Origin of the sequence: Paenibacillus faecis (assembly GCF_008084145.1) — a bacterium.
In the GTDB taxonomy this organism is placed as follows: Bacteria; Bacillota; Bacilli; order Paenibacillales; family Paenibacillaceae; genus Fontibacillus; species Fontibacillus faecis.
This window is the reverse complement of sequence record NZ_VSDO01000001.1, coordinates 586,537-611,103: the sequence shown is the minus strand read 5'-3', so window position 1 is coordinate 611,103 and position 24,567 is coordinate 586,537. Positions and strand designations below refer to the sequence as shown.

General features: G+C 47.6%; 19 protein-coding genes. 17 read left to right on the top strand and 2 right to left on the bottom strand.

Annotation, left to right across the window (positions count from 1 at the left end):
• Positions 1-18 precede the first annotated feature (18 nt).
• From FRY98_RS02795 to FRY98_RS02775, 5 genes are read left to right on the top strand one after another with little or no spacing between them, the layout of a single operon-like run.
• Positions 19-1,209 carry an acetyl-CoA C-acetyltransferase gene (locus tag FRY98_RS02795; RefSeq protein WP_148450220.1) on the top strand — a complete coding sequence of 397 codons (1,191 nt, stop codon included), beginning with the start codon at positions 19-21 and terminating at the stop codon, positions 1,207-1,209.
• Positions 1,206-1,859 carry a CoA transferase subunit A gene (locus FRY98_RS02790; protein ID WP_148450219.1) on the top strand — a complete coding sequence of 218 codons (654 nt, stop codon included), beginning with the start codon at positions 1,206-1,208 and terminating at the stop codon, positions 1,857-1,859. Before FRY98_RS02795 ends, FRY98_RS02790 begins: the two co-directional genes overlap by 4 nt.
• A 1-nt stretch (position 1,860) precedes the next feature.
• On the top strand, positions 1,861-2,517 hold the full coding sequence (locus tag FRY98_RS02785) for a 3-oxoacid CoA-transferase subunit B (protein ID WP_148450218.1): 657 nt from the start codon (positions 1,861-1,863) through the stop codon (positions 2,515-2,517).
• A gap of 37 nt (positions 2,518-2,554) precedes the next feature.
• Positions 2,555-3,331 (top strand): 3-hydroxybutyrate dehydrogenase, encoded by a 777-nt coding sequence (locus tag FRY98_RS02780; RefSeq protein ID WP_148450217.1) that lies wholly within the window; start codon positions 2,555-2,557, stop codon positions 3,329-3,331.
• A 34-nt stretch (positions 3,332-3,365) separates the two neighbouring features.
• Positions 3,366-4,697 carry a GntP family permease gene (locus FRY98_RS02775; RefSeq protein WP_148450216.1) on the top strand — a complete coding sequence of 444 codons (1,332 nt, stop codon included), beginning with the start codon at positions 3,366-3,368 and terminating at the stop codon, positions 4,695-4,697.
• A gap of 55 nt (positions 4,698-4,752) precedes the next feature.
• On the opposite strand, the gene FRY98_RS02770 is transcribed toward FRY98_RS02775, so the two are convergent.
• On the bottom strand, positions 4,753-6,102 hold the full coding sequence (locus FRY98_RS02770) for a TolC family protein (RefSeq protein ID WP_170287004.1): 1,350 nt from the start codon (positions 6,100-6,102) through the stop codon (positions 4,753-4,755).
• Positions 6,103-6,333: 231 nt separating this feature from the next.
• Here FRY98_RS02770 and FRY98_RS02765 point away from each other — a divergent pair, with 231 nt between their 5' ends.
• The 6 genes from FRY98_RS02765 (at position 6,334) to FRY98_RS02740 (ending at position 14,365) form a co-directional block, all read left to right on the top strand.
• Positions 6,334-7,743, top strand: coding sequence for an efflux RND transporter periplasmic adaptor subunit (locus FRY98_RS02765; protein ID WP_148450214.1), 1,410 nt, complete (start codon positions 6,334-6,336; stop codon positions 7,741-7,743).
• Positions 7,740-10,904 carry an efflux RND transporter permease subunit gene (locus tag FRY98_RS02760; protein WP_148450213.1) on the top strand — a complete coding sequence of 1,055 codons (3,165 nt, stop codon included), beginning with the start codon at positions 7,740-7,742 and terminating at the stop codon, positions 10,902-10,904. Before FRY98_RS02765 ends, FRY98_RS02760 begins: the two co-directional genes overlap by 4 nt.
• Positions 10,905-10,949: 45 nt before the next feature.
• Positions 10,950-11,105: a helix-turn-helix domain-containing protein gene (locus tag FRY98_RS29400; RefSeq protein WP_148450212.1), complete on the top strand. Its 156-nt coding sequence runs from the start codon at positions 10,950-10,952 to the stop codon at positions 11,103-11,105.
• 109 nt (positions 11,106-11,214) lie between these two features.
• The gene (locus tag FRY98_RS02750; protein ID WP_225038152.1) at positions 11,215-12,426 is read left to right on the top strand and encodes a sensor histidine kinase; all 1,212 of its coding nucleotides are present in this window, start codon (positions 11,215-11,217) and stop codon (positions 12,424-12,426) included.
• Positions 12,427-12,428: 2 nt separating this feature from the next.
• The gene (locus tag FRY98_RS02745; protein WP_148450211.1) at positions 12,429-13,082 is read left to right on the top strand and encodes a response regulator; all 654 of its coding nucleotides are present in this window, start codon (positions 12,429-12,431) and stop codon (positions 13,080-13,082) included.
• A gap of 203 nt (positions 13,083-13,285) precedes the next feature.
• The gene (locus tag FRY98_RS02740; RefSeq protein ID WP_318249332.1) at positions 13,286-14,365 is read left to right on the top strand and encodes an AI-2E family transporter; all 1,080 of its coding nucleotides are present in this window, start codon (positions 13,286-13,288) and stop codon (positions 14,363-14,365) included.
• A gap of 1,084 nt (positions 14,366-15,449) precedes the next feature.
• Here FRY98_RS02740 and FRY98_RS02735 read toward each other — a convergent pair.
• Entirely contained in the window at positions 15,450-16,205 is a 756-nt protein-coding gene (locus FRY98_RS02735; protein ID WP_211373246.1) for an alpha/beta hydrolase family protein, read from the bottom strand.
• Positions 16,206-16,393: 188 nt separating this feature from the next.
• Between FRY98_RS02735 and FRY98_RS02730 the strand changes: the two genes are divergently transcribed.
• The 6 genes from FRY98_RS02730 to FRY98_RS02705 all read left to right on the top strand — a co-directional run bounded on the left by FRY98_RS02730 (position 16,394) and on the right by FRY98_RS02705 (position 24,561).
• On the top strand, positions 16,394-18,229 hold the full coding sequence (locus FRY98_RS02730; protein WP_148450209.1) for a cache domain-containing sensor histidine kinase: 1,836 nt from the start codon (positions 16,394-16,396) through the stop codon (positions 18,227-18,229).
• A complete protein-coding gene (locus FRY98_RS02725; protein ID WP_148450208.1) occupies positions 18,217-19,797 on the top strand; it encodes a response regulator transcription factor in 1,581 nt (526 codons plus the stop codon). The genes FRY98_RS02730 and FRY98_RS02725 overlap by 13 nt, the downstream gene beginning before the upstream one ends.
• 116 nt (positions 19,798-19,913) lie before the next feature.
• Entirely contained in the window at positions 19,914-21,233 is a 1,320-nt protein-coding gene (locus tag FRY98_RS02720; RefSeq protein ID WP_148450207.1) for an extracellular solute-binding protein, read from the top strand.
• Between the two features lie 81 nt (positions 21,234-21,314).
• Entirely contained in the window at positions 21,315-22,184 is an 870-nt protein-coding gene (locus FRY98_RS02715; protein WP_148450206.1) for a carbohydrate ABC transporter permease, read from the top strand.
• An 11-nt stretch (positions 22,185-22,195) separates the two neighbouring features.
• Positions 22,196-23,053, top strand: coding sequence for a carbohydrate ABC transporter permease (locus tag FRY98_RS02710; RefSeq protein WP_211373245.1), 858 nt, complete (start codon positions 22,196-22,198; stop codon positions 23,051-23,053).
• Between the two features lie 23 nt (positions 23,054-23,076).
• Positions 23,077-24,561, top strand: coding sequence for an alpha-N-arabinofuranosidase (locus FRY98_RS02705; protein ID WP_148450205.1), 1,485 nt, complete (start codon positions 23,077-23,079; stop codon positions 24,559-24,561).
• The last annotated feature ends 6 nt before the right edge of the window (positions 24,562-24,567 follow it).

Genomic DNA, 24,567 nt, shown 5'->3' with positions numbered 1-24,567 from the left:
AAGAAAGCGGGGAAGCGTATGAATGAAGTTGTGATTGTGTCGGCGGTTAGAACCGCGGTGGGCTCTTTTGGGGGAGCGTTTAAAGATGTATCGGCTGTTGCATTAGGAACAGTTGCTGTAAAGGGGGCATTGGACAAAATTAATTTAGCCCCGGCGGAAGTAGACGAAGTTATTCTAGGCAATGTTTTACAAGCCGGTTTAGGGCAAAATGTCGCAAGGCAGATATCCATGCAAGCCGGGATTCCGCTGGAAGTGCCATCATACACCATCAATCAGGTTTGCGGTTCGGGGCTCAAGGCGGTTCAACTTGCGGCTCAAGCCATCCTGGCTGGCCAAGCGGAGGTTGTAGTTGCCGGCGGAGCGGAGAACATGAGTCAGGCGCCTTATCTGTTGCCGACAACTCGCTGGGGACAAAGAATGGGGGATGGGTCCATCATTGATTCGATGGTTCATGATGGATTAACGGATGCTTTTAATCAATATCATATGGGCATTACGGCTGAAAATATCGCTGAAAAATACAATATTACGAGAGAAATGCAAGATGAATTGGCCGCAGCAAGCCAGAATAAAGCTGAGAAAGCAATGAAAGACGGGAAATTTAAAGAGGAAATTATCCCGGTTGAGGTTCCGCAGCGAAAAGGCGCGCCGGTGGTGGTAGACACGGATGAATATCCGCGAGTGGGCGTAACGGCTGAAAGCTTGGCTGGATTAAAACCGGCATTTAAAAAGGATGGCACGGTTACGGCGGCAAATTCTTCAGGTTTAAACGATGGCGCGGCGATATTGATTGTGATGAGCAAGAATAAAGCGCAACGTTTAGGTTTAGCGCCGCTTGTAACGATTAAAGCTGCTGAAAGCACAGGGGTTGCCCCGGAACTCATGGGGACAGGGCCCATTCCGGCAACGAAAAAAGCACTGGAAAAAGCGGGATTAACGGTAAAAGATCTGGATTTGGTCGAAGCCAATGAAGCTTTTGCGGCCCAAGCATTAAGTGTCGTAAATGAGCTGGGAATCGACATGAACATTGTCAATGTGAACGGCGGGGCCATTGCGTTAGGACATCCGATCGGTGCCAGCGGTGCACGCATATTGGTGACATTGATTCATGAAATGGAGAAAAGAAAGGTTCAAAACGGTTTGGCGACGCTATGTATCGGCGGCGGGCAAGGTATTGCCATGATTGTGGAGAGAGAGGTCAGAGGATGAATAAAGTAGTGGCTTTAGAAGAGGCGATCGCTCAGATCAAAGACGGAGATGTCGTGATGGTCGGCGGGTTTATGGCTAACGGGACGCCTGAAAAATTGATGGATGCCCTTGTTGCAGCCAACATTAAAGATATTACTTTGATCTGTAATGATACAGGTTTTGTCGATAAAGGTTCAGGCAAGCTGGTGGGCAATAAGCAATGCAAGAAAATCATTGCCTCACATATTGGAACCAATAAAGAAACCGGCAGACAGATGACGGAGGGAGAGACGGAAGTGCAGCTTATTCCGCAAGGAACGCTGGTGGAGCAAATTCGTGCGGGCGGCTATGGTCTAGGGGGCATTTTGACAGCTACGGGAATAGGCACGTTGGTTGAAGAAGGCAAAGACAAAATTGTAGTCGATGGCAAAGAGTATCTATTAGAGAAACCCATTACCGCGGATGTTGCTCTTCTTTACGCCGCTAAAGCGGATAGAGCCGGGAATATCGTCTATAAAGGCTCGGCGAACAATTTTAACCATGTTATGGCAAGTGCGGCCAAGACAACGATTGTTGAAGCGGGAGAAATCGTGGAAATAGGTGAAATCGACCCTAATGAAGTGGTTACGCCGAATATCTTCATAAACTACATTGTTGATGGAGGCAAGTGAAATGGATAAGGTAGAGCTGCAAAACATGATCGCCAAACGTGTGGCCCAGGAATTGAAGGACGGGGAGCTGGTTAACTTAGGAATCGGCTTACCCACCAAAGTAGCTAACTTTGTTCCGGAAGGGATTCACGTTATGTTCCATTCGGAAAACGGATTTGTCGGATTGGGACCGGCACAAGGAGACGAAGTAACCGATCCAACGATTGTAAATGCCGGCGGACAATATGTAACCATTCATCCGGGGGGCTGCTTTTTCGACAGTGCCACTTCTTTCGGAATTATCCGTGGCGGGCATGTGGATTTAACGGTTTTGGGAGCGCTTCAAGTTGATGAACGGGGGAATATCGCCAACTATTTGATCCCCGGAAAAATGGTGCCGGGAATGGGGGGCGCTATGGACTTGTTAACGGGAGCGAAAAAGGTCATTGTAGCTATGGAGCACACTACGAAAGGAAAAGCTAAAATATTGCGGGAATGCACTTTGCCGCTGACGGCAAAGAATGCGGTGGATTTAATCATTACCGAAATGGCGGTGATTGAAGTTACTCCGGAAGGATTGCTTCTTAAAGAAATAAATTCCGCTTACACGTTGGAAGAGGTATTAGCGGCAACAGAGGCCAAGCTGATGATCAGCGAGGAATTAAAAGAATTAGCTTAGGGTCCAATAAATTTAAAATAGATTCGGAGGAAATAAAATGGTAGATAATAAAGTAGTTTTTGTAACGGGCGCGGCAAGCGGGATTGGAAAACAAATCGGCGAAACCTTTTTGAAGCAAGGTGCAAAAGTTGTGTTTTCGGATATTAACGATGAAAGTCTACAAAAAATGATTAGTGAATTGAAAAATGAAGGGTTCGATTGCCACGGAATCAAATGCGATGTAACCAACGAAGACGAAATCAATGCAGCGATTGACGAATCCGTGGAAAAGTATGGGCGTTTGGATGTTTTGATCAACAATGCCGGTTTGCAGCACGTATCCATGATTGAGGATTTCCCTACAAATAAATTTGAATTTATGTTGAAAGTGATGTTGGTAGCCCCGTTTATTGCCACAAAAAGAGCTTTCCCCATCATGAAAAAACAAGGATTCGGACGCATTATCAATATGGCGTCGATCAACGGTGTCATTGGCTTTGCCGGAAAATCAGCATATAACTCCGCTAAACATGGGGTTATTGGTTTGACGAAAGTAGCGGCTTTGGAGGCGGCAAACTCAGGTGTAACCGTAAATGCGATTTGTCCGGGATATGTGGATACACCGCTTGTAAGAGGTCAATTCGAGGATTTATCTAAAACTCGCAATATCCCACTAGAGAATGTGTTAGAGAGTGTTCTTTATCCCTTGGTTCCGCAAAAGCGTCTGATTGATGTTCAAGAAATTGCGGATTATGCCGTGTTCTTGGCAAGTGAGCAGGCAAGAGGAATTACAGGTCAAGCCTGTCTAATAGATGGTGGCTATACCGCACAGTAAATTCCCTTCTTTTATCTAATCCGGAGGAGATTAAATGGAAATTGTAGGCTCAATAGGAATTATACTGGGAGTCATTGCCATTATCTATTTTGCATTAAAAGAAATTCATATTACCGTGGCTGCTCCGTTAGCGACATTAATAGTAGTTCTCTTCAATGAAATGGACATCATCCCCACGATGCTGGGTTCGGAAAGCGGCAATTTCATGGGGGCGCTTGGAAATTATATTGTGAAGTTTTTTGCAATTTTCCTGCTTGGCGCTGTTTTGGCTAAATACATGGAAGAGAGCGGAGCGACTGTCTCCATTGCCGACTTTATTTTGAAGAAATTCGGCACTAACAACCCTTATAGAGTACTTGTGGCCATCTTCATTGTTGCCGCTATATTAACTTACGGAGGGATTAGCCTTTTTGTTGTCATGTTTGCCGTCATACCACTGGCGCGCACATTGTTTAAAAAGCTGGATATCGCCTGGAACTTAATTCAAATCCCAGTATGGCTGGGCATCGGAACTATTACAATGACCATTCTACCGGGAACCCCGGCTATTCAGAATGTCATTCCCATTCCATTTCTAGGAACCTCTTTAGTGGCAGCGGCTATTCCAAGCATAGTGGGGGCTATAGGTTGTACCGCATTTGGCCTCTGTTATATGAAGTACTGTTTGAACAAGAGTTTAAAAGCCGGGGAAACTTATGCAACTTATGCCGACGATGAAAATGAAAGCAATGAAGAACGCGAATTGCCCGGTTTTATGGTAAGCGTTTTACCCCTCGCCACATTAATTATTATCGCTGTTTTGGGCAGTACTTTCGGAAATGCTTTTGTTCGCCAGAATGTAATTTATGTGGCGTTAATGGTAGGTATTTTGTTGGCAGTGGCGCTGTTTCACAAACATCTTCCAGACAAAATCCGTACGTTGAGTATTGGGGCGAGCGGCTCCATTGCCCCTATCTTTGCTACGGCTTCGGCCGTGGCTTTTGGTTCCGTGTTGATGGTCGCACCGGGGTTTAAATTATTTTCCGATTTAATCACTTCGATCCCGGGCGATCCCTTAATCAGTCTGACAGTATTAACGGCCTGTATATCGGCGATCACAGGATCTTCTTCCGGGACCTTGGGAATCGTGATGCCCAATTTCGCCCAATTTTATCTTGATGCCGGCATCCAGCCGGAATTAATTCACCGTGTAGCTGCGATCGCTTCAAATATTACCACACTTGTTCCACAAAGCGGCGTTCTCTTAACGTTTCTGGCATTGACCAAATTAAACCACAAAAATGGATTTAAGGAAGCGTTCATCACGGTGACGGGCGGGTGTACGATTGCGATCGTGATTGTGATTGGATTGGGGAAAATAATGTGAGTTAAAAAGAACCGGTCCCGTGTGTTTTACATGGGGCGGTTCTTTTGCGTTTAGCCTACATAATAAACCCGTCCTCCAGCGCGTTAACGGCACGTTGTGCGACATAGAGCTGTAGTCTGGCTAGTTCCAACTTAGCCTCTTGTTGGGTCAGACTGAAACTGGATTTTTCATAATCGTGACGCGATACAAGCGCATTGTTATAACGAACTGTTATATGCTGAACATCCAGTTGCGCGTTACTCAAGTCTTTTAACGCGTTTTGATAAGCCTGATAGGCCGTTTCCTGATTGCTGTAGAGCTGGTCGATTTTTTTATTGAGATCGATGCGTGTTTTCTCCGCTTGCTGCTCGGCGATCCGAACATTTGTCTCGAGATAATCCTCCTGGTCTTCATTCGCTGCGTCGGTGTGACTTTTTTGCTGTTCAGCCAATATAATGGAGTTCCATTGTCTTTTCATTTCAAATGATTTCTCCAAAATTCGCTCCCGGTTCATTGGGGTGACGGGCTGCGGGGAGAATTCGTTCAAATCCCCAAGCTCGATGTCCGGGTCGTAAGCCACGCCTAGGTCCAAGCAGAGCTGTGCCAGGGCAAGACGGTACTTGTTTCTTAATTGAGTTAGCTGCTGCTCCTGTTTCTCGACCTCTCTTTGCGCTTCGGTGACTTTTTCCGCCGATGTCATCCCCTGTTCCTGCATCAACTCGGCCCGCTTCACATCTGTTTTTAGAACATCCAGATAGGCTTCGTTCATGCTTACCTGCTTTTTAAGCGTCAGCAATTCCACGTACTGAGAAGTCATTTGCAATCGAATGCCTATGCGGGCTTCCTCCAGATCGAGCAATGTATTGGCCTGTTCAATATTGATCTGTTTTAGAGAAAGGATCAACTGGTCACGCTGGCCCTGCAATTGTTTGTTCATAGCGTCGGTGATGCTGCCGATTCCGCTGATCAACCGATTGACCACGGCGTTGGTTTCCAGCATCGGATATAGGGACGGAAGCAGCTCCTCGGGAAAGTCCTCATACTTTTTTTGGATTTCCTCCAGGGATTCCGGCAAAGTGTAGGAGCCCCCCGTTCCGCCGGAAGCGGATTCATCCAGCTTCTTCTTTTGTTTATTTAGATTTCCTTCATTTTCTTTAAGTGCGGTTATTTTAAAAGTCAGCAGCTTGTAATTTAAAGAATAATCCAGCGCAAGTTTCAAAACCGTATCCAGATCCAAACGCTTTAACGGCGCCAAAGTACCCGAATCGATAAAGTGCTCCTTTAATACCCCGCTGTTTGTAGCCTCCTTCCCTGAACGAATGGAATTATCGTTTTCGTTATTGTCCGCATAGGCTGAAACCGGCCCAGCCGCCAAAAGGGCCATGCTCAGCAAGGAAGACATCATTACCGACAAACTTCGCTTCATAGCCATTCTACCTTTCCTCTCAAACCCGCAAGGGGTTGGTGTTTGTTTTGCCTTCCATGCTATCATCCATAAATTCATCCGCGCAATTTGTACTTTCGTACATGTCATTTTGCCCTTAGGTACATGTACTAAAGCACGATTTTATTTGAGGATGGAACACCTATAATAAGCCGCAGGGAACATGAAGGCAAAAAAATCATCAGCAAAAACGGATCAGGAGGGAATCACTAGATGAAAGGACGCTGGACGGCGACATTATGTTCATTACTAATTATTATGATTCTAGCGGCGTGCGGTTCGAATAAAGAGAAGGCTGCCCAGGGAGAGGATAGCACTTCCGCCGTACAAGTTATTACGGTCAAGAAGGAGCCGTTAAGTACGGTGTACAATTTATCCGGTACTTTGAGGCCAAATCAGGAGGCCAGCATCTCTTTTCAAGCCGCCGGCGAAATCCAAAAAACACTGGTGGAGGAAGGAGACAAGGTAAAAGCTGGGCAGGTATTGGCTGTTGTTGATAACGCGAATGCGCAACTGCAGTTAAGACAAGCCCAAAGCGGCGTGAAGCAAGCCGCAGGTCAATTAAACGCCGCGAAAGCGGGAGTTGCTGCCGCGGAGGCTCAAGTGGATGCGGCGGCCGCCCAGTTGGAGACAGCGGAAGCCAACTTGGCTACTGTAAAGAAAGGAGCGTCCGCACAAAAGCTTGCCCAGGCCCAAAATGCCGTTACCCAGGCTCAAAACGCCTATGATAAATTAAAGACGGATGCGGACCGGTATTTGAATCTATATTCCAATGGACTCATATCGCTGGATGAATACGAGAAATTTCAAGTCCAATTTAAGGATGCGGAAACCGCACTCGATAACGCGAAACAGTCGTTATCCGAGTTGACCGAGGGAGCGACACCGGAGCAGAGCAGGACGGCTAATGCGGCGGTAAGCCAAGCCAAAGCCGGAAAAGTCTCGGCAGAGGCCGCAGTTTCTCAAGCAAGAGGGTCATTGGCACAAGCGCAAGCAGCTTATGACCAGGCGGTCGCCAAGCAGCAACAAGCCGAATTAGCTCTATCCCAAACCAAACTGATCGCGCCTGTCGGCGGAGTCATATTGGAGAAAAAGGCGGTTGTAGGACAAACGGTTTCTGCCGGAGCTGAAGGTTTTATGATAGGTTCTATTGATACGTTAAAGGTCACAATTCCTGTTCCCAGCGATCAGGCTTCGGCTTGGAAAGCAGGTCAGTCTATTACATTGGAACAGAACGGAGTTGAGTTGCAGGGTACCGTAAACCGGATTTCCCCGGTGACCAATCAGGGAACGGGAACTATAAGTGTGGAGGTCAATGTCCCTAATCCCAAGCATGACTGGATCCCTGGGCAAGTGGTCCGTGCCGGAAGGTCGGTTTCGGAGCAGGAAGGTATCTTTGTTCCAGTCGGAGCGGTGATCAGCAACGGTCAGGAGCCGTATGTGTTCAGATATATTAACGGCAAGGCCGTGAAGACTATCGTTAAATTAGGCGCTCATCTAAGCGAAGACAATCGCCAAAGTATCGCATCGGGGCTGAAAGAAGGAGATGTGGTTGTCAGCTCCGGGGCGGAAAGCTTGTTTGACGGGGACGCTATAGCGATCTTGGAGGAAAACGCCAAATGATCGAGTACTCCGTTAAAAAACGCAAAATCACATTGCTGCTGTTTGTAATGTTCATTGTCTTTGGAATATTTAGCGCTACCCGGCTCCCGCGTCAAGATATGCCGGATGTGGTGATTAAAAACGCGGTAGTTACGACGGTTTTTCCCGGAGCGACCCCGGAGCGGGTGGAGCAGTCGGTAACAAAGGTGTTGGAACAGGCCATTAAAAAGGTGGAGACCATTGAAAAAATAGAATCTACCAGTTCGAGCGGTGTTTCGAACATTACAGTTACCGCTTATCCCGACGCGGATGCCAAAGCGACTTGGGATGAATTGCGGAAAGCGGTGGAAGATGCTTCAGCGGACTTACCGGACGGTATTATACAGCCCATGGTTAATGACGATCTGTTCTCTTCTTTTATCGGCTCCTACGTTATTTATGCGGATAAGATAGATTCGCTATATGCCTTAAACGATCAGATGATCGATTGGCGGGATAAAATACGCCAAGTTGGCGGTGTCGCGGATGTTCAGATCAGCGGGATTCCGGAAAAGGAAATACGCATTCAAATCGATTTGCAGAAACTGGAGCAATACGGCATTGCCTGGGAGCAGATTGTACAGGCCGTTAAGAATATGAACAACCGCACTCCACTGGGAGCGCTGGAATTTCAATCGCGCAGCTACGAATTGGTCGTTCCCGACATGAAACAGGCCGAAGAGCTGAATGAAGTACTGATTTCCAGAAGCGAAACCGGGTTTCCTATATATTTGAAAGATGTGGGTCAAGTTCAAATGGCGGATAAAGCCCCAACTTATCTGGCGTATTACAACGGAAAACCAGCCATATCGATCAATGTCTCCGCGCAGACCGGTTCCGATGTTCCGAAAATGGATAAGCTGATTTCGGCCAAGCTGGATGAACTTAAAGAAAGCTTGCCAAGCAACGTGCATTTCAGTCACGCTTTCGGCCAAGAAGAAGTGGTCAGCGAAATGTTCGGCGAGCTCATCCGTGAAATGTTGATCGCGATCGCTTCCGTCATTCTGATCTGTACACTGGGGCTCAATCTGGTGACATCACTGGTTGTGGCCATGGCCATACCGATATCGATCGCAGTAGGTATGATCGTTATGCCATTCACCGGCATTTCCCTGAATGAAATTTCCATCGTCGGTCTGATCATCGTGCTGGGCATACTTGTCGATGATGCGGTGGTCGTGAACGATAATATCGAACGTCGGCTTCACGTCTTGGGAGAAAGCCCCGACGTGGCGGCGATTAAAGGCGCGAAGGAAGTATCGGTGTCCATTCTGACCGCTACATTATCGACGATTTTCGCTTTTGCGCCGTTATTGTTCTTGACGGGGGATATCGGCTCTTTCGTCAAACCGATCCCCATCGTGATTTCCTGCTCCATGCTCGCCTCCATGATTATGTCGCTGACCATAATTCCGATTTTCCGTCAGTGGCATGAGAAGCGCCGGAGAAGAAAACAGGCGGCCAAGAACAACCTGATTCATAAAGAAACTGAAGGCGACTCAAAGAGCGAACCCTGGGAACAAAAACCCGCCGGTTTGCTTGGTAAACAAATCCAGGCTGCGACCCAGTGGTATTCCGGCACATTGATTCCGAAGGTGCTAAAGAGACCGAAGTTATTCGCGACTGTTGGACTTCTCATCGGTACGGCCTCGTTCGGGTTGGCACTAATTACACCGATCGATTTGTTTCCCGAGGCCGAGGAGCCGCATGTCAGCATTAATGTTGAGATGCCTGTTGGCACAACCTTCCAAGAAACTCAACGGATGGTGGGCGATATCACCAAGTGGGTAGAAAAACAGCCTGAGACGGAGTTCATTAGTGTCGGTATTGGCGGTAAGGCACCAACCATTTATTCCGATATTACCAATGCTCTTGCCTCAGCGACTAATATCGGTCAAATAACGGTTATCGGTAAGTCGGATAGCTTTAAATTGGATAAGACGGTGCCGGCTTGGGAGGCGGAATTAACAAAACGGTTCCCGGGAGCGACCATCGCCATGCATGTTCCCCGCCTTGGCATACCGGTCGGCCCAGCGGTCTCCATCCGAATCGCCGGAGATGAACTGGATACGCTGCAAAAGCTGTCCCAACAGGTCAAGGAAAAAATAGCCAAAATCGATGGCGCAACCGGCATCAAAGATAACTTCGGTAATCAAAGCTATACTTTGGAATTCGAAATGAAGAAGCCGGCTATGGACGAGTATATGATCGATTACAACACGCTGACTCAGACGTTGCGTCTTATGGGGGACGGGCTGGATATCGGGGACTTTGATACCGGAAAACAGATCGTTGACCTTAATTTACACGTTTCAAATCGGGAAGCGAGTCCTAACCAGTTATTCCAGCAAATTTACATTACCAATAAACAAGGAGTGCAAGTGCCCTTAGCGCAGTTGGCTGAAATGAAAACGTCATTCACGACTCAAAAAATCCAACATTATAACCTTGAGCGTATGGTGACGGTGGAAGCGAACGCGGTAGGGAAGACGGCAACGGAACTAACCGCCGAGGTCCGCAGTATGCTGAAGGATCTGCCTATGCCGGAAGGATACACCCTCCAATTTGGTGGTGAAACATCAGAGCAGTCGGATATCTTCGGGGATTTGGCAACGCTGTTCATTGTAGTTATCTTTTTAATCTTTATTTTGATCACGGTCCAGTTTTATTCCTTGTCGGCCCCGATTATAGTCATGACTACAGTGTACTTGGCGGCCGCCGGCGGAATCATCGGTATCTTTGTCTCCGGTTCTTCCATTGGCTTCATGAGTATGATGGGGATTATTTCGCTCGCCGGAATCGTCGTGCGAAACGGGATTGTCCTGATCGAATTTATCGAGGAATCAAGACGCGAAGGCATCGGATTGTATGAGTCGGTCATCGCAGCCACAGGTGCGCGTTTCCGCCCGATTGTACTCACTTCGTTTACGGCCATGATCGGGATGCTGCCCCTGGCGATCGCCGGCAGCATATTGTTCAGACCGATGGCTTACACTATTATATTCGGCTTAATGTTCTCGACGGTGTTAACGTTGTTCGTGGTGCCTTCGATATACATGGTGGTAGCCGGGTGGAAAGACAAGCGCCTGATGCGCAAACATAAGCCCGATCAGCCGGTCTCGTCCGGCACCGTCTCTACGTAGTCAAAGCCCCACCCGTTAGCGGGCGGGGCTTTGTAAGTCACGACAATGTTTCTGTCGAAGACACAAAGGAAGGAGATTGACGTGATCAAGGATAAACCAGGGATTATTCTAGAGAACGCGCTGCGACTTTTTGGAGAGAAAGGTTATGAGTCTACTACGGTCGATGAAATTGCGGTTTCTATTAGATATGGAGCGTCCTGATACGCTGATTCCGGAACAAATAGCCTGGGGCTGCCTTTCGTGCGAGTAGTGCGGTAAGATTATAACAAGTGTGAAAACCGCTTATAATAAGGCCGTGGGAGGCAATCGGGTGAAGACGTTAGAAACAGACGAAAACAAGGGTATGGCTAAATTCGAAACAACAGACAATATACTAATCTCTCGACTTCCGATTCTACTGTGGATTTCATTGGTTTATGTGGCCACTATCATAATGCAGAACTTTATAGATCTGCTTCTGCTGAATAGCTTGATTTTTACATTCACCTTTATTGTACACGCCCTCCTTCATTGGCATTCACACCGCATCATGAGCACAAAAGCTTGGTTGTATTTTATCGTTCAGGGAGGGCTCATATTTATAAGTGCTTTGTTGGTGCCGGACAGCTCTCCAGCAGTCCTAATTGGTTTTCTCCCTATGCTGGTCGGTCAAAGCATCGGGTTCTACTATAAAAAAGAGAATATACTTCTTGTGGTGCTGTATTGCGTTTTCTTGTTCTTCTATGCTCTCTTATATTTAGGCGACCGCCATGATCTTGTTCTATTGATAGCTTTGTTTATATTGATGGTAATTCTTGTCGGGGCATATGCTTTGCTGTTTTTTCAGCAGGTCAACGCCAGGGTACGAACACAACTATATCTAAAAGATTTGGAAAACGCACATCGAAAGGTTGAGGAGTTGACGCTCATGAATGAACGACAGCGTATGGCTCGCGATCTTCATGATACGTTGGCCCAAGGTTTGGCCGGTTTGATCATGCAACTCGAGGCTGCAGATGCCTTCATATCTCAAGGGAACACCCCGAGGTCCCAGGAGATCATTCAAGGGTCCATGAGCCAGGCTCGAAGAACATTAGCCGACGCAAGGCGCGCTATTGATAATTTGCGCATCAAATCAGTTGAAGGAATGAGCTTTTATGAAGCGCTAACCTACGAAATTCGGCGCTTTATTGAGGCTACCGGCATTGAGGTTGATGAAGATGTGCAGGTATCCAGTCGTTTATCCCGAACCCTGATGGAGCAGAGCATGCACATCATTAGCGAGTGTTTGACGAATGTGGCGAAACATGCCCAAGCTGACAAAGTGTGGATCTCCATCCTCGAACGAAACGGCAGGGTTCATATCGAGATCAGGGACAATGGAAAAGGCTTTAATACAGAACTCATTGGCAAACAACCGGGTCACTATGGCATACTGGGTATACAAGAACGCGCAAGGTTGATTGAGGGGGAAATCAAAATATCGAGTTTGCCGAAAGGGACGCAAGTTTTTTTGGAATTTCCCGTTCATAAAGGAGCCTAGACATGAATCCGTATAAAGTACTGATTGTAGATGATCATTCCATCGTTCGTGAAGGCTTGAAGCTGATTCTCGAAACAGACGAACGATTTGCCATCATCGGTGAGGCGGAAAACGGCCGGATTGCATTGCAACTACTAGAAGAGCTTGATCCTGATGTCATCCTGATGGATTTGAATATGCCGGTAATGAGTGGACTGGAAGCCATGAAAGTCTTGAAAGATCATCCAAAACAGGTTCCGGTCATTATTTTAACGACCTACAATGAAGATGAGCTTATGGTTAGCGGACTGGCTTTAGGTGCTAAAGGCTATTTGCTTAAGGACACCAATCGCGAAAACTTGTTTCGTACCATTGAATCGGCGGTGCGTGGCGAGGCGCTTCTTCAGGCCGATATTTTGGCGAAGGTGTTTGAAGCGAAAAATCGAGAAGAGGCTGTTGGCCACAGAGAGATAGATGAACCTTCGCTGACGGAGCGAGAAATTTTGATTCTTCAATTCGTAGCCAGAGGATATAAAAGTAAAGAAATCGCCTCTGATATGGGGATTTCTGAACGCACGGTAAAGGCTCACCTGACTAATATCTATAATAAGCTTGGCGTGGATTCGCGATCTCAAGCCGTCGCGATAGCCATGGAACGTGGGATTATACTTATGTAACCACTAGAGAATTTTCAGATGTTTAATCCTGGTTCCTAGTCTTAGGTGATGCTGGCCAGACAATATAAACCTGTTAAGGTTTCAAATCTGTTCGTACATCAGGGTATAGCCTTATGTACGATTTTAATTTTGGGTCCATTCGATTATATAATGTAGGTATAGCTATTGTATTCCGATCATTCGAAAGTTAGGTGCTGATGAGAATGAAGCTTTTGGAAAGATGGACGCGCATCGCGAAATTCATTTTGATTTTGCTGGCTATCGTCTACGTATTTTCTTTGGTAAGGCCCTTTTTTCTCCCGATGCAGGCTGTGATTGGAGCCATTTTGATTCCGATCCTGCTGGCCGGTTTTTTTTACTATTTGCTTCGTCCGGTCGTCCTTTACATGGAGCGGCATAAGGTCAAGCGGTCTTTGGCGATACTGATCCTTTATGTCATCATGGTCATTTTGGCCATCGGATTTATTGCCGGGCTATGGCCGCTATTGCAAGCCCAACTGTTCAATTTGGTGGAGAACATTCCCCAATTCGTGAATCTGCTGGATGCTCAACTGAGAGAGTGGGGAGAAACGCCTTTCCTTTCGTCCATCATTCCTTCCGATTCCGGTTTGGCCGCTAATTTTTCGGAGTACCTGAGCAAGGGGATTTCCTTTTTAACGAATTATATTACCGGTTTCGTCTCTTTCCTGTCCCAATTCGCCATTGTGTTGTTTACTTTCCCGATCCTGCTCTATTATATGTTGAAAGAAGGATATCGTTTCAAACGTAGTCTGGTCAAGCTCTCTCCAATGCGTTATCGGAAAGAGGTGTTTCGCGCGACCAGGGACATGGACAAGGCGCTGAATGACTATATTATCGGCCGGGTCATCGTGAATGCGGCTCTTGGCGTTCTGATGTTTATCGGCTTCTTGGCGATCGGGCTGCCTTATGCTCTACTGTTGACGACGATTGCGGTCATTTTGAATTTTATCCCCTTGTTCGGGGCAATTATATCCGCCATTCCCATCGTCATCATCGGTTTGATTCAGTCCCCGTCGATGGGCATTTGGGCATTGGTCATTATTTTACTGTCGCAGCAGATTCAGGATAATGTCATATCTCCTTATGTTTTCGGAAAAAAATTGGACATCCATCCGGTTACCACGATTCTGCTCGTATTGGGAAGCGGTAACTGGTTTGGCATCATTGGCATGTTGGTCGTGATTCCGGTGTACATGTTGTTGAAAATCGCTTGGAAGCGGCTGTACAAGTTGTTCTTTAGAGCCCATTGGGAAGCTTTATAGCTCAGGAGGGCAACGGCCACCTAATCTATGGAAAAGGCAATATTGATTAGACCGGATGATGTTCAAAAGAACCGCCCCTGTTTTTTTACAGGGAGCGGTTCTTTGTGTTTAAATGTTTTATCACGGCAAGCCGAAAAAACATAGTGTGCAGATCAAATTCTTTAACCGCCCTGAGAACCAGTCGTTCAGCAAAGGTGTGGAAACATAAGTTTTTCAAATACTAAGAAAAATATAATTCAACATATATTATTATGAATAGGATTGACGTTATGAATAAACCTGAAAGAAATAAAAAAATGTAAATGCGGCAGCGGGAAAAAATATAAATTTTGCTGTTTACGACAGGATGTTGACACACAGAACCAACGCTCCGATATATAAATGAATTACTGAAGCAAACTGAAGCAAGAGCGCTACCAGAGGAAATGAAATTGGATTTGGAAATCGAAATAGACATGTCGTATGATGAGGCTGTCAGCAAACATAGAGATTGGTTGATCTGGCGTAATGGAAGTAGCTTTTCATAAGAGTGGTAAGTCGAAAGACTTCTGGAACGTTAAGTCGATGCAGGAGTCTCTGTCTTTTTGATGCCAAACAATACTATATTTGATTGTTTCAGATTAATTAGCATATAGGGGGGAATCAAAATCTTATGGACAAAAATCACTTTTCTTTTTCCGCATTACAGGCGGAAAACAATAACACAAAAACAAAAACAAGAGTCCATTTCATCACAACACTAGTTTTTTGAACCATGGATTTCTCCCTTTATTGAGTATGATATAAATTCTACTTTAGATAGGTTGACTAAAGAATGGCGTTGGGCGTCGAAATCTACAACATTAACGGGAAAATATCCTGTTAATTTACCGTTCTTGGCTTCTCGATGAACTTTAGCTGGAAAAGTTCCATCTATTTCGCGACCTTATTGCCGAAATACACCATTTCAGGCGAATTAACGGGAGATTTTCCAGCTAATTAACCTCTGCAGCCGCATACGTACCCAATTAACGGGAAGAATTCCCTTTAATTCAAACCAAACCCATAGTTGCAGGTTAAGAGTGTGCTGAGAACCCTTTTTACCTTACATATTCCCCTTCACAAATTCCAATGTCATCTCCGCTACGCGCTTATTTCCGGCCTCCGAAAAACCATGCCCCTCTCCCTGGAAGACCTCCAAGTGGATATGCGGATAGTGTTCCAGCGTTTTCTTGCTGTATTCATGAGAAACCACCGAATCCTGATCCCCATGAAAGATGAGAATGTTTCGGTCAAATGTTCCCATATGCTCGAAAACATCGTAACCATGGATGCTCTCAAAAAAAGTTCGCCCGAGGGTCATCCCCCAATGTTCATGCGTATCCGGGATACTCTCAAGTGTCGGAAATCTCTTACTCCAGTCATCGGCGATACAGAAGGCAGGGAACAGTAACAGCATTCCCTTTATATCATCCTTACGTTCTTCCGCCGCCAGTGCCGATACCAAACCGCCCTGGCTTGCGCCAAACAAGAATATGTTGTCGGTATCCACGTTGTCCCACTTTTGAACATGGTCGATGACAGCGCATACATCTTCTTTTTCCGTAAATAACGTCATCTCTGACGTCTTTAGGCCACTCTTTGAATTCACGGATCCGCCGCAAAAATCAAAGCAATAGGCTCCGATTCCATTTGACGCCAGATACTCGCTGAGCATAATAAAATCCGCGTACGTTCCATTATACCCATGGCTGAAAATAACGACAGGGCACTTTCTCCCTTGCTTCGGCATATAGGAAACCCCGTAGATCTCCCGGCCATGATGTTCCATCGTCACAACGTTTTTCACGTACTCGTTCAAATTGAAACCTCCCTTCTTTTTCCATGATAAATCAACAACGATTACACCGCCATACGAAAATCCGCAAGAGCCCAACCGGAAGATCAGTCCATCGCATCGTTTCCGGAAAACGATTTTTCATTGTCTGAAACAAAGGGCTGTAGCTATAATGGAATTTAATTGTTACGTCATAAAGGGGGAGGCAAAACGTGATCGAGAGGATCAAGAGGAACCATTTCATTTACGGCAGGCCGAAAAAACTAGCTTTTAAAATACCGTTCGCCTATTTTCTGGTCATTTTGTTTACGGTCGGGTTTAGCTACCTGGTATTAAACCATATATCTACGAATTCGGCACAAAAGAAACTCAATGAGGCGTCCTTGCAAACGATTACCTCCATCCGGACGAACGTCGATTTAATGATTGGCAACGTAAACAACTATTCTAAAATGATATTTTCCGATCCTAATCTGCAAAAGTTACTTAGGCAAGGGGACGTGTATTCCAACTTGCAAACCCAGTCCAAAGTCAGCGCGTACTTGTACAATTTAATGCAAGCGGTTCCAATCATTGATTCGGTATATATCTATGACAACTCGGGCCACCGTTTTTCCGTCGGTACCCAAGAACTTCCGACTTTCATGGAAGCGAAAATTGAGGATGCTCCTTGGTATGAACAGGTTGTGCGCAATAGAGGACGGTATATCCTGGCACTAAACCAAGGCCAGTCCTTTTCGGAGGAAACGTCCGGGAACAAGGGCGACGGCAATATCGTATCTTTTATCCGATTGATTCGGGATATCGATAATACCTCTCCCCTTGGGGTTCTGGTCATGAACATCAAGGATGAAGCGTTTGTGCAGGCGTATTCCAGTCTGCTGGATCAAAATTCCTTGGACATTACGATTTTGGATGAAAACAACCGGACCATCGTAGCCGACTCCGCCGATGAACCGAAAGGAGCGGTGTATCAAGAGATTTTGACCGCCAATAAAGCCAAATTGGAACAATTGTTTCAGCAAAGTGATTCCGGATTCCTGTCCGCGAACATCGGTTCACAGAAATATACGGTTACATATCTTGCGGGCGGGGAGTCTAACTGGAAATTCGTGAGTATCTCGCCGCACAGTACCTTTCAGGAGAGAAATAAATCGCTGGTGCTTCTGGCGCTGGTTTTGCTTATTGTCAATGGAGCTATCTTTTTTGTGAGTTCCTTCGTGATCTCACGCAGCATTATCAAACCGATTCAAAAGCTGCTGCGGTCGATGAACAAAGCCCCTAGCGGAAATTTTATGAAAGTGAACACAGAGCAGAACAGCTATGAATTCGAACAGTTGTATAACGGATACAACCATATGATTGAACAGATTGACCAACTTCTGAAGCGCATGATTGAAGAGCAGAAGACGATCCGCAAGGCCGAATTGAATACGCTGCAATCGCAGATCAAACCTCATTTTCTGTATAACACGCTGGACTCTATCAACTCGTTGGCGTTGTCCGGGCTAAACGACCAGGTATGCTACCTGATCGAGGCGTTGGGGAGTTATTACCGCATGAGCGTCAGCAAAGGAAAAGACGTGATCACGGTGGGCGAAGAAATCGAGATGGTTCGTAATTACTTAAAGATCCAGAAGGTGCGTTACCACGATGTGTTCGAGGCGCAATTCGAGGTAGACGAAGCTTGCTGCCAGTCCCCGATTCCCAAACTGGTCTTGCAGCCGTTGGCGGAAAATTCGCTGTATCACGGTATACGCCCCAAAGGAACGAAAGGAATCATCCGCATTAGCGCGAGAAGTGTGGATGGCACCGTGAGCATAACTATTTCCGACGATGGTGTGGGGATGTCGCGAGAAGAGATCGAACAAATTTTGCAAACGGAAAGAAAAGGGGAGATCAAGAGCTTTGGATTATGGGGAACCATGGAGCGCTTGCGCATATTTTACGGGGACAAGGATTGTATCACTGTGGACAGCGAACCGGGAAAAGGAACGACGATTACGTTAATTATACCGAATGGAGCAGATGCATTATGGGACAGTTAAAAGTTTTGATTGTGGACGACGAATATCTGATCCGGAATCTGCTTAAAATGCGCATCGACTGGGAGCAGCAAGGCATGACGATTATCGGCGAAGCTTCCCATGCGCAGGAAGCGCTCGATCTGGTGGAGCAGCGGCGGCCGGATATTATTTTTACGGATATCTACATGCCGAATATCAATGGGATCGAGTTTAGCCGGAGGGTGTTGGAAAAATACCCGAAGATGAAAATCGTGGTCGTTACGGGTCATGACGAGTTTGAATATGCGCAGCAGAGCATCAAAATCGGCGTTGTCGATTTCCTCCTCAAACCGATTCGGGCCGTGGACCTGCTGCATGTAACCGACAAGCTCAAGCGGAAATTGAATGAGGAACGTACGCGTGACAACGAATTGAAGCGGCTAAAGGAGGAGTTGGAGCGGAATCTCCCTTATCTAAGGGAGAAATTTTTATTCCAGTGGATACAGGGGTCGCTGTCCCTGGAAGAGATCCTGGATAAGGCGAATTATTTCAACCTGCCCATGCTTCTTTGCGGCGAAGTCTATCAACTCGCGGTTGTGGAAATCGCTCCGGCATCCGAGAAGCACACCGAGGAACAGTTGATTTTATTGGGGATAGAAGGCAAGAACAACATAGAGGCGTTTTATCGGGATAACGACCGGGTTCTCATTTTGTCGGACACCCGCAACCAATTTGTGCTTGTTTCCTTTAACGAGGAGACGGATCTCGTGAGCGACGGCGAATCGCTGATTACCAGGCTGCTTGAATCCTTCCCCTGCCTGGTAAACATCGGGGTGGGGCGCAAGCGCGAAAATCTGCAAGAAGCCCACCTGGGATACCAGGAGGCATGTCGTGCGATTCGATACAAGGCGTTCGCGGGAAACAATCAGGTCGTTTGTTTTGAAGATATGGTCGACAGTGGGGAGCAGCCTTATCAGTCAAATCCGGAACTACTCCAGCAGCTGCAATTTTATGTCAGCGTGGGTTCGTCCGAACGCGCGGCGGAGATGCTGCCCCGCATATTTGATGTTTCTTTTTCCGGTGTAGCGCAGTTTCGTTTGGCGGCGATGGATGTGATTGCCGTATGCCAGCGCGCGGCGATGGAACAACAGATCGAGGAGGAACACGCGTTGAATAAAGAAACGCTGGTCTCGATCATCACCGCGGACAATTTGCCCGAATTAACCACTATTTTGGAGCGATACGTCCTTAGCACCTCGAGAACCATTTTCTCGAAAAAACAAGCCAAGGAAGGAAACCTGATCGGTCAAGTCAAAGCGTATCTTGAAAATAACATGAGCGACCCTCAGGTGGGGTTGGCAAGTATCGCCGCGGCGTTCTTCGTCAGTCCCGGCCATTTGGGACGGCTGATGAAGAAAGAAACGGGCCAGACCTTTGTGGAGTATTTGACCCAACTGCGAATGAAACGGGCCGAAAATTTATTGAAAACGACGGATCTAAAAGGGTATGAGATTGGCGAACAAGTCGGCATCCCCGATCCGCACTATTTCAGCGTCCTATTCAAGAAAACGACCGGCAGGTCGATGAATGAATACCGAAGTGTGAAATGAGTACCAAGAGATGCTCGAATATTACAAGGGGATGTGCGTATTTTGAATGGAGTATATCTGGCGGCTTCCCTAAAATTAACCATAGATGCATCAAACTTTATCAGGGAGGTCAAAAGATGAAAGCGTTACTAAAAAAATCGATGAGCATCGTATTGGCGTTGGGGCTTGCAGGCAGTTTGGCTGCATGTTCGTCCGAATCTTCCGGAGGGAAATCTTCAGGCGAAAGTGGAAGCGGTTCCATTAAGCTGACCTTATGGGATCAATCCGTAGGCAATACGGACCCGTCGGCCAAATTGCTGCCGCAAATCGTCGAGAAGTGGAACAGCGAGCATCCCGATATCCAAGTCGAACGGACAGGTACGACCGGCGAACAGTATAAGACCAAAATCAAAACATCGCTTGCCGCCGGCGAAGCGCCCGACATTTTTTACGGTATGGGCGGCGGCAGTTTTATGCAGCCGTATATCGAATCCGGAAACGTGCTCGATATCTCCGGCTATCTGACGGATGAAATCAAGTCGAGAATGGCGCCGGGTATGTTAGAAGCCATCGAAACGGACGGGAAAATCTATACCCTTCCGGTGTTCACGCATATCGCCAACCTTTATGTAAATACCGAATTGTTTGAAAAAGCGGGAGCGAAAATCCCGACGACATATACGGAACTGCTCGATGCGGTAGAGAAATTGAAGGCGGCGGGCATTACTCCGGCACTCATCGGCGAGAAAGACCGCTGGCCGGGCATGTATTGGTACGACATGATTGCGATGCGCCAAGCCGGACGCGACGCCGTAATCGAGGCGTTTAAGGATCCTTCCAAATGGGATTCGCCGGACTTTGTGGCGGCAGCGACCAAATTGCAGGAGTTGGCAAAAGCGGGCGCATTCAACAGCAGCATGCTGAGCATGAGCTACGATGAAATGCTGGGCGCGTTCAATGCGGGCAGTGGCGCTATGATGTTCCAGGCCAACTGGGTAAATGCCGGGATTGAAGATCCGTCGGCGGCGACGAAAGGAAAGGTTCAAGTTATTCCTTTCCCGGTCTTTGAAGACGGTAAGGGCAAAGCCAGCGAAATTTTCGGCGTAGCTGTTGACGGGAACTATATCAACAGCACGACGAAGCATCCGAAGGAAGCGGCCGAGTTCCTGATTTATTTGAGTGAGCAGCTTGGTACCCAAGGTTATTTGGCCGGTGCCGGACTTCCAACCTGGAACACGGAAGGGCTGGATACGTCAAGCCTTTCCTCGCTTGATAAATCGGCTGCCGAAATTTTGAAAACGGCCACATCGTTCACTTCATGGTGGGATAACATTCTACCCGCCGAGTCTGCGGAAACGCATAAAAATCTGATTGCCCTGCTTTTGGCAGGCGACATTACGCCTGAAGAATTCTGCAAACAGATGGCACAACTTGAGCCGACGGAACTAAGTCTTTGATCTATGTCCCAGAATGAATAAATCCAAACAAGATGCGGCCAGGGTGCATCCCTGACCGCATCTTTGAGGGGAGAACCGACGATGAATTCAGTTTTTTCGAATAAAACAGCTATTGCCATATTTGTTCTTCCTACTCTTCTGATCTTTTGTTCGATTGTATTAATTCCGATTTTCGTCTCGAGCTATTATAGTGTATTGGATTGGAACGGCGTCGGTAAAGGCACCTTTATTGGACTGGAAAATTACGTGGATATGTTTACGGATTCAAGGGCCTTGCATTCCATCAGAAACTCTTTGCTGTTTGCAGCGGCCTCCATTTTCATCCAATTGCCCCTGTCCCTTTTGCTGGCTTTAATCCTGGCATCCACCGTGAAGGGGGAAGGTTTTTACCGTACGGTGTATTTTATCCCGGTGTTGATCTCCACCGTAGTTATCGCGCAGTTATGGTCCAAAATCTATAATGCCGATTATGGTCTTCTGAACACGTTGCTCGAGAACATCGGTCTTTCGGAATGGGCCCAAGACTGGCTCGGACAGAAGAAAACCGCGCTGGTCGCCTCTTTTATTCCGACCTTATGGCAGTACATCGGTTACCATATGCTGCTGATGTATGCCGGAGCAAAGTCGATTTCGCAGGACATTTTCGAAGCGGCCAAAATCGACGGGGCTTCCCGAGTCCGGACGGCGTTCACCATAACCATCCCGCTTATGAAGCCCATTCTCAAGGTCTGTCTCGTGTTTTCCGTCATCGGCGCATTTAAAGTATTCGATCTGGTTTACGTGTTGACGGGCGGCGGCCCCTTGTTCGCCACCGAAGTGCCGAGCACCTTAATGTACACGACGATTTTCAATACGTACAAATATGGATACGGCAGTGCGATATCCGTTTTTATCATTCTGGAATGTTTGATAGTTACGGTCCTCATCAATAAATTTTTCAAGACGGAATAGGGGGGAGTTCAGTGAGTAGCGTAGAAACCATGCTGCCTAAAAAAACGCATTTTATAGGGAGGATTCTGCTGCAATTGTTTTTAGCCATCGTGGCGATCATTCAAATCTATCCCCTAATTTGGCTTATGTTTTTCTCCCTTAAAGACAATAGCGAGATTTTCAGCGGGGATGTCGCGGGATTTCCCAAAAAATTTCTCTGGAGCAATTACGCCAAGGCTCTGGAGGACGGCAATGTATTGACTTACTTTAATAACAGCGTGTTGGTGACCGCCGCCTCCATTATCCTCGTTTTGATTCTATCCTCGATGACAGGATACGCGATTACGAGAATGAACTGGAAGCTCAGCAATACAACGATGACGGTCATCCTTCTTGGCATGATGGTACCGATTCACGCGGCGTTGCTGCCGTTATTTATGGTGCTGAAGAACCTGCACTTGTTGAATACCTACTGGTCATTGATTATTCCATACGTAGCGTTCGGGATCCCCATGGCGGTGTTCATTCTGGGCAGTTTCTTCAAGGGAATTCCGCGAGAAATGGAAGAATCCGCAGTCATTGACGGCTGCGGCATCTATAAAACCTTCTTTCACATTATTCTGCCGTTGATTCGCCCGGCAATTGCTACAGTTGCGATCTTTACCTTCCTGTCCTGCTGGAACGAGTTGATGTTTGCGGTGACCTTTATTAATGATGCGCACTACCAGACGCTAACGGTGGGCATGATGTCGATGGTCGGCACTTATATTACGCAGTGGGGGATTATCGGTGCCGGGCTCATGATCACGACCGTTCCCACGATCGCGATTTATTTGCTGCTGAACAAGCAGGTACAGAAAAGTATGATTGCGGGCGCAGTTAAAGGATAAATGAACGGAAGGGAGAATTTAGGATGAAAGCGACAATAACGATTAACGCCGATCAGTCGGTCGGCAAAATCAGCCGCCATATTTACGGGCACTTCGCCGAGCATCTCGGCCGCTGTATTTACGAAGGGATCTGGGTCGGCGAGGATTCGCCGATTCCGCACACCCGCGGCATCCGGAACGATGTGCTGGAAGCGCTTCGCAATTTGAATATCCCCGTTCTGCGCTGGCCGGGCGGGTGTTTTGCCGACGAATACCACTGGAAGGACGGCATCGGTCCGCGGGAGCGGCGCAAACGCATGGTCAATACGCACTGGGGCGGCGTCGTGGAGAACAACCACTTTGGTACCCATGAATTTTTCGATCTGTGCGAGCTGCTGAATACGGAGCCGTACATCTGCGGAAACGTCGGCAGCGGCACCGTTCAGGAGATGCAGGAATGGGTCGAGTATATGACCTTCGACGGCGAATCCCCGATGGCCGACTGGCGTAAAGCGAACGGGCGGGACAAGCCGTGGAAGTTGAAATACTTCGGCGTCGGTAACGAAAACTGGGGCTGCGGCGGCAACATGCGGGCGGAATATTACGCCGACGAGTACCGCCGGTTCCAGACGTATGTCCGCAATTACGGCGAGAATCGCATCTACAAGATCGCCGGCGGGGCCAACGTGGACGATTACCACTGGACGGAGACGCTGATGCGAGAAGCCGGCGCTTACATGGACGGTCTTAGCCTGCACAATTACACGGTGCCCGGAGGGTTTGAAGTCAAGCGTCCGGCGCTCGGCTTCGATGAAGCGGAATGGTTCGAAACGATGCGGCTGACCCTGCATATGGACGAGTTGATTAGACGCCATTCGGCGATCATGGACCAGTACGATCCGAAGAAACGCGTCGGCCTGATCGTTGACGAGTGGGGCACCTGGTTCCAGGTGGAGCCGGGCACCAACCCCGGGTTCCTGTACCAGCAAAACTCGCTGAGAGATGCGCTTGTGGCCGGCCTGCATTTTCATATATTTCATCGTCATTGCGATCGCGTCCATATGGCGAATATCGCGCAGACGGTGAACGTCCTGCAGGCGATGATCCTGACGGAAGGCGCCAAGATGGTATTGACGCCGACTTATCACGTATTTGAGATGTTCAAAGTACACCAGGATGCGGAGGCTTTGGCGCTTCATCTGGAGACCAGCGAGTATGAATTGGACGGTGGGTCGATTCCGCAAGTCAGCGCGTCGGCATCCAAGCGCCCGGACGGCACGATCGACATCAGTCTGTGCAATGTTGATCCGCATCGCGAGGCCGCCGTATCGCTTTTGCTGCGCGGACTGGGGAAAGTCGCGAATGTTGCGGGCCGGGTGCTGTCGCATGCCGACATGAACGCGCACAATACGTTCGAGCAGCCGGAGACGGTAAAACCGCGGGCGTTTGACGGAATCGCGAACGTAAGTGAGGACGGCTTGACGGCAACGCTGCCGCCGATGTCCGTCGTCATCCTGTCATTTTCCTAAGGGAGG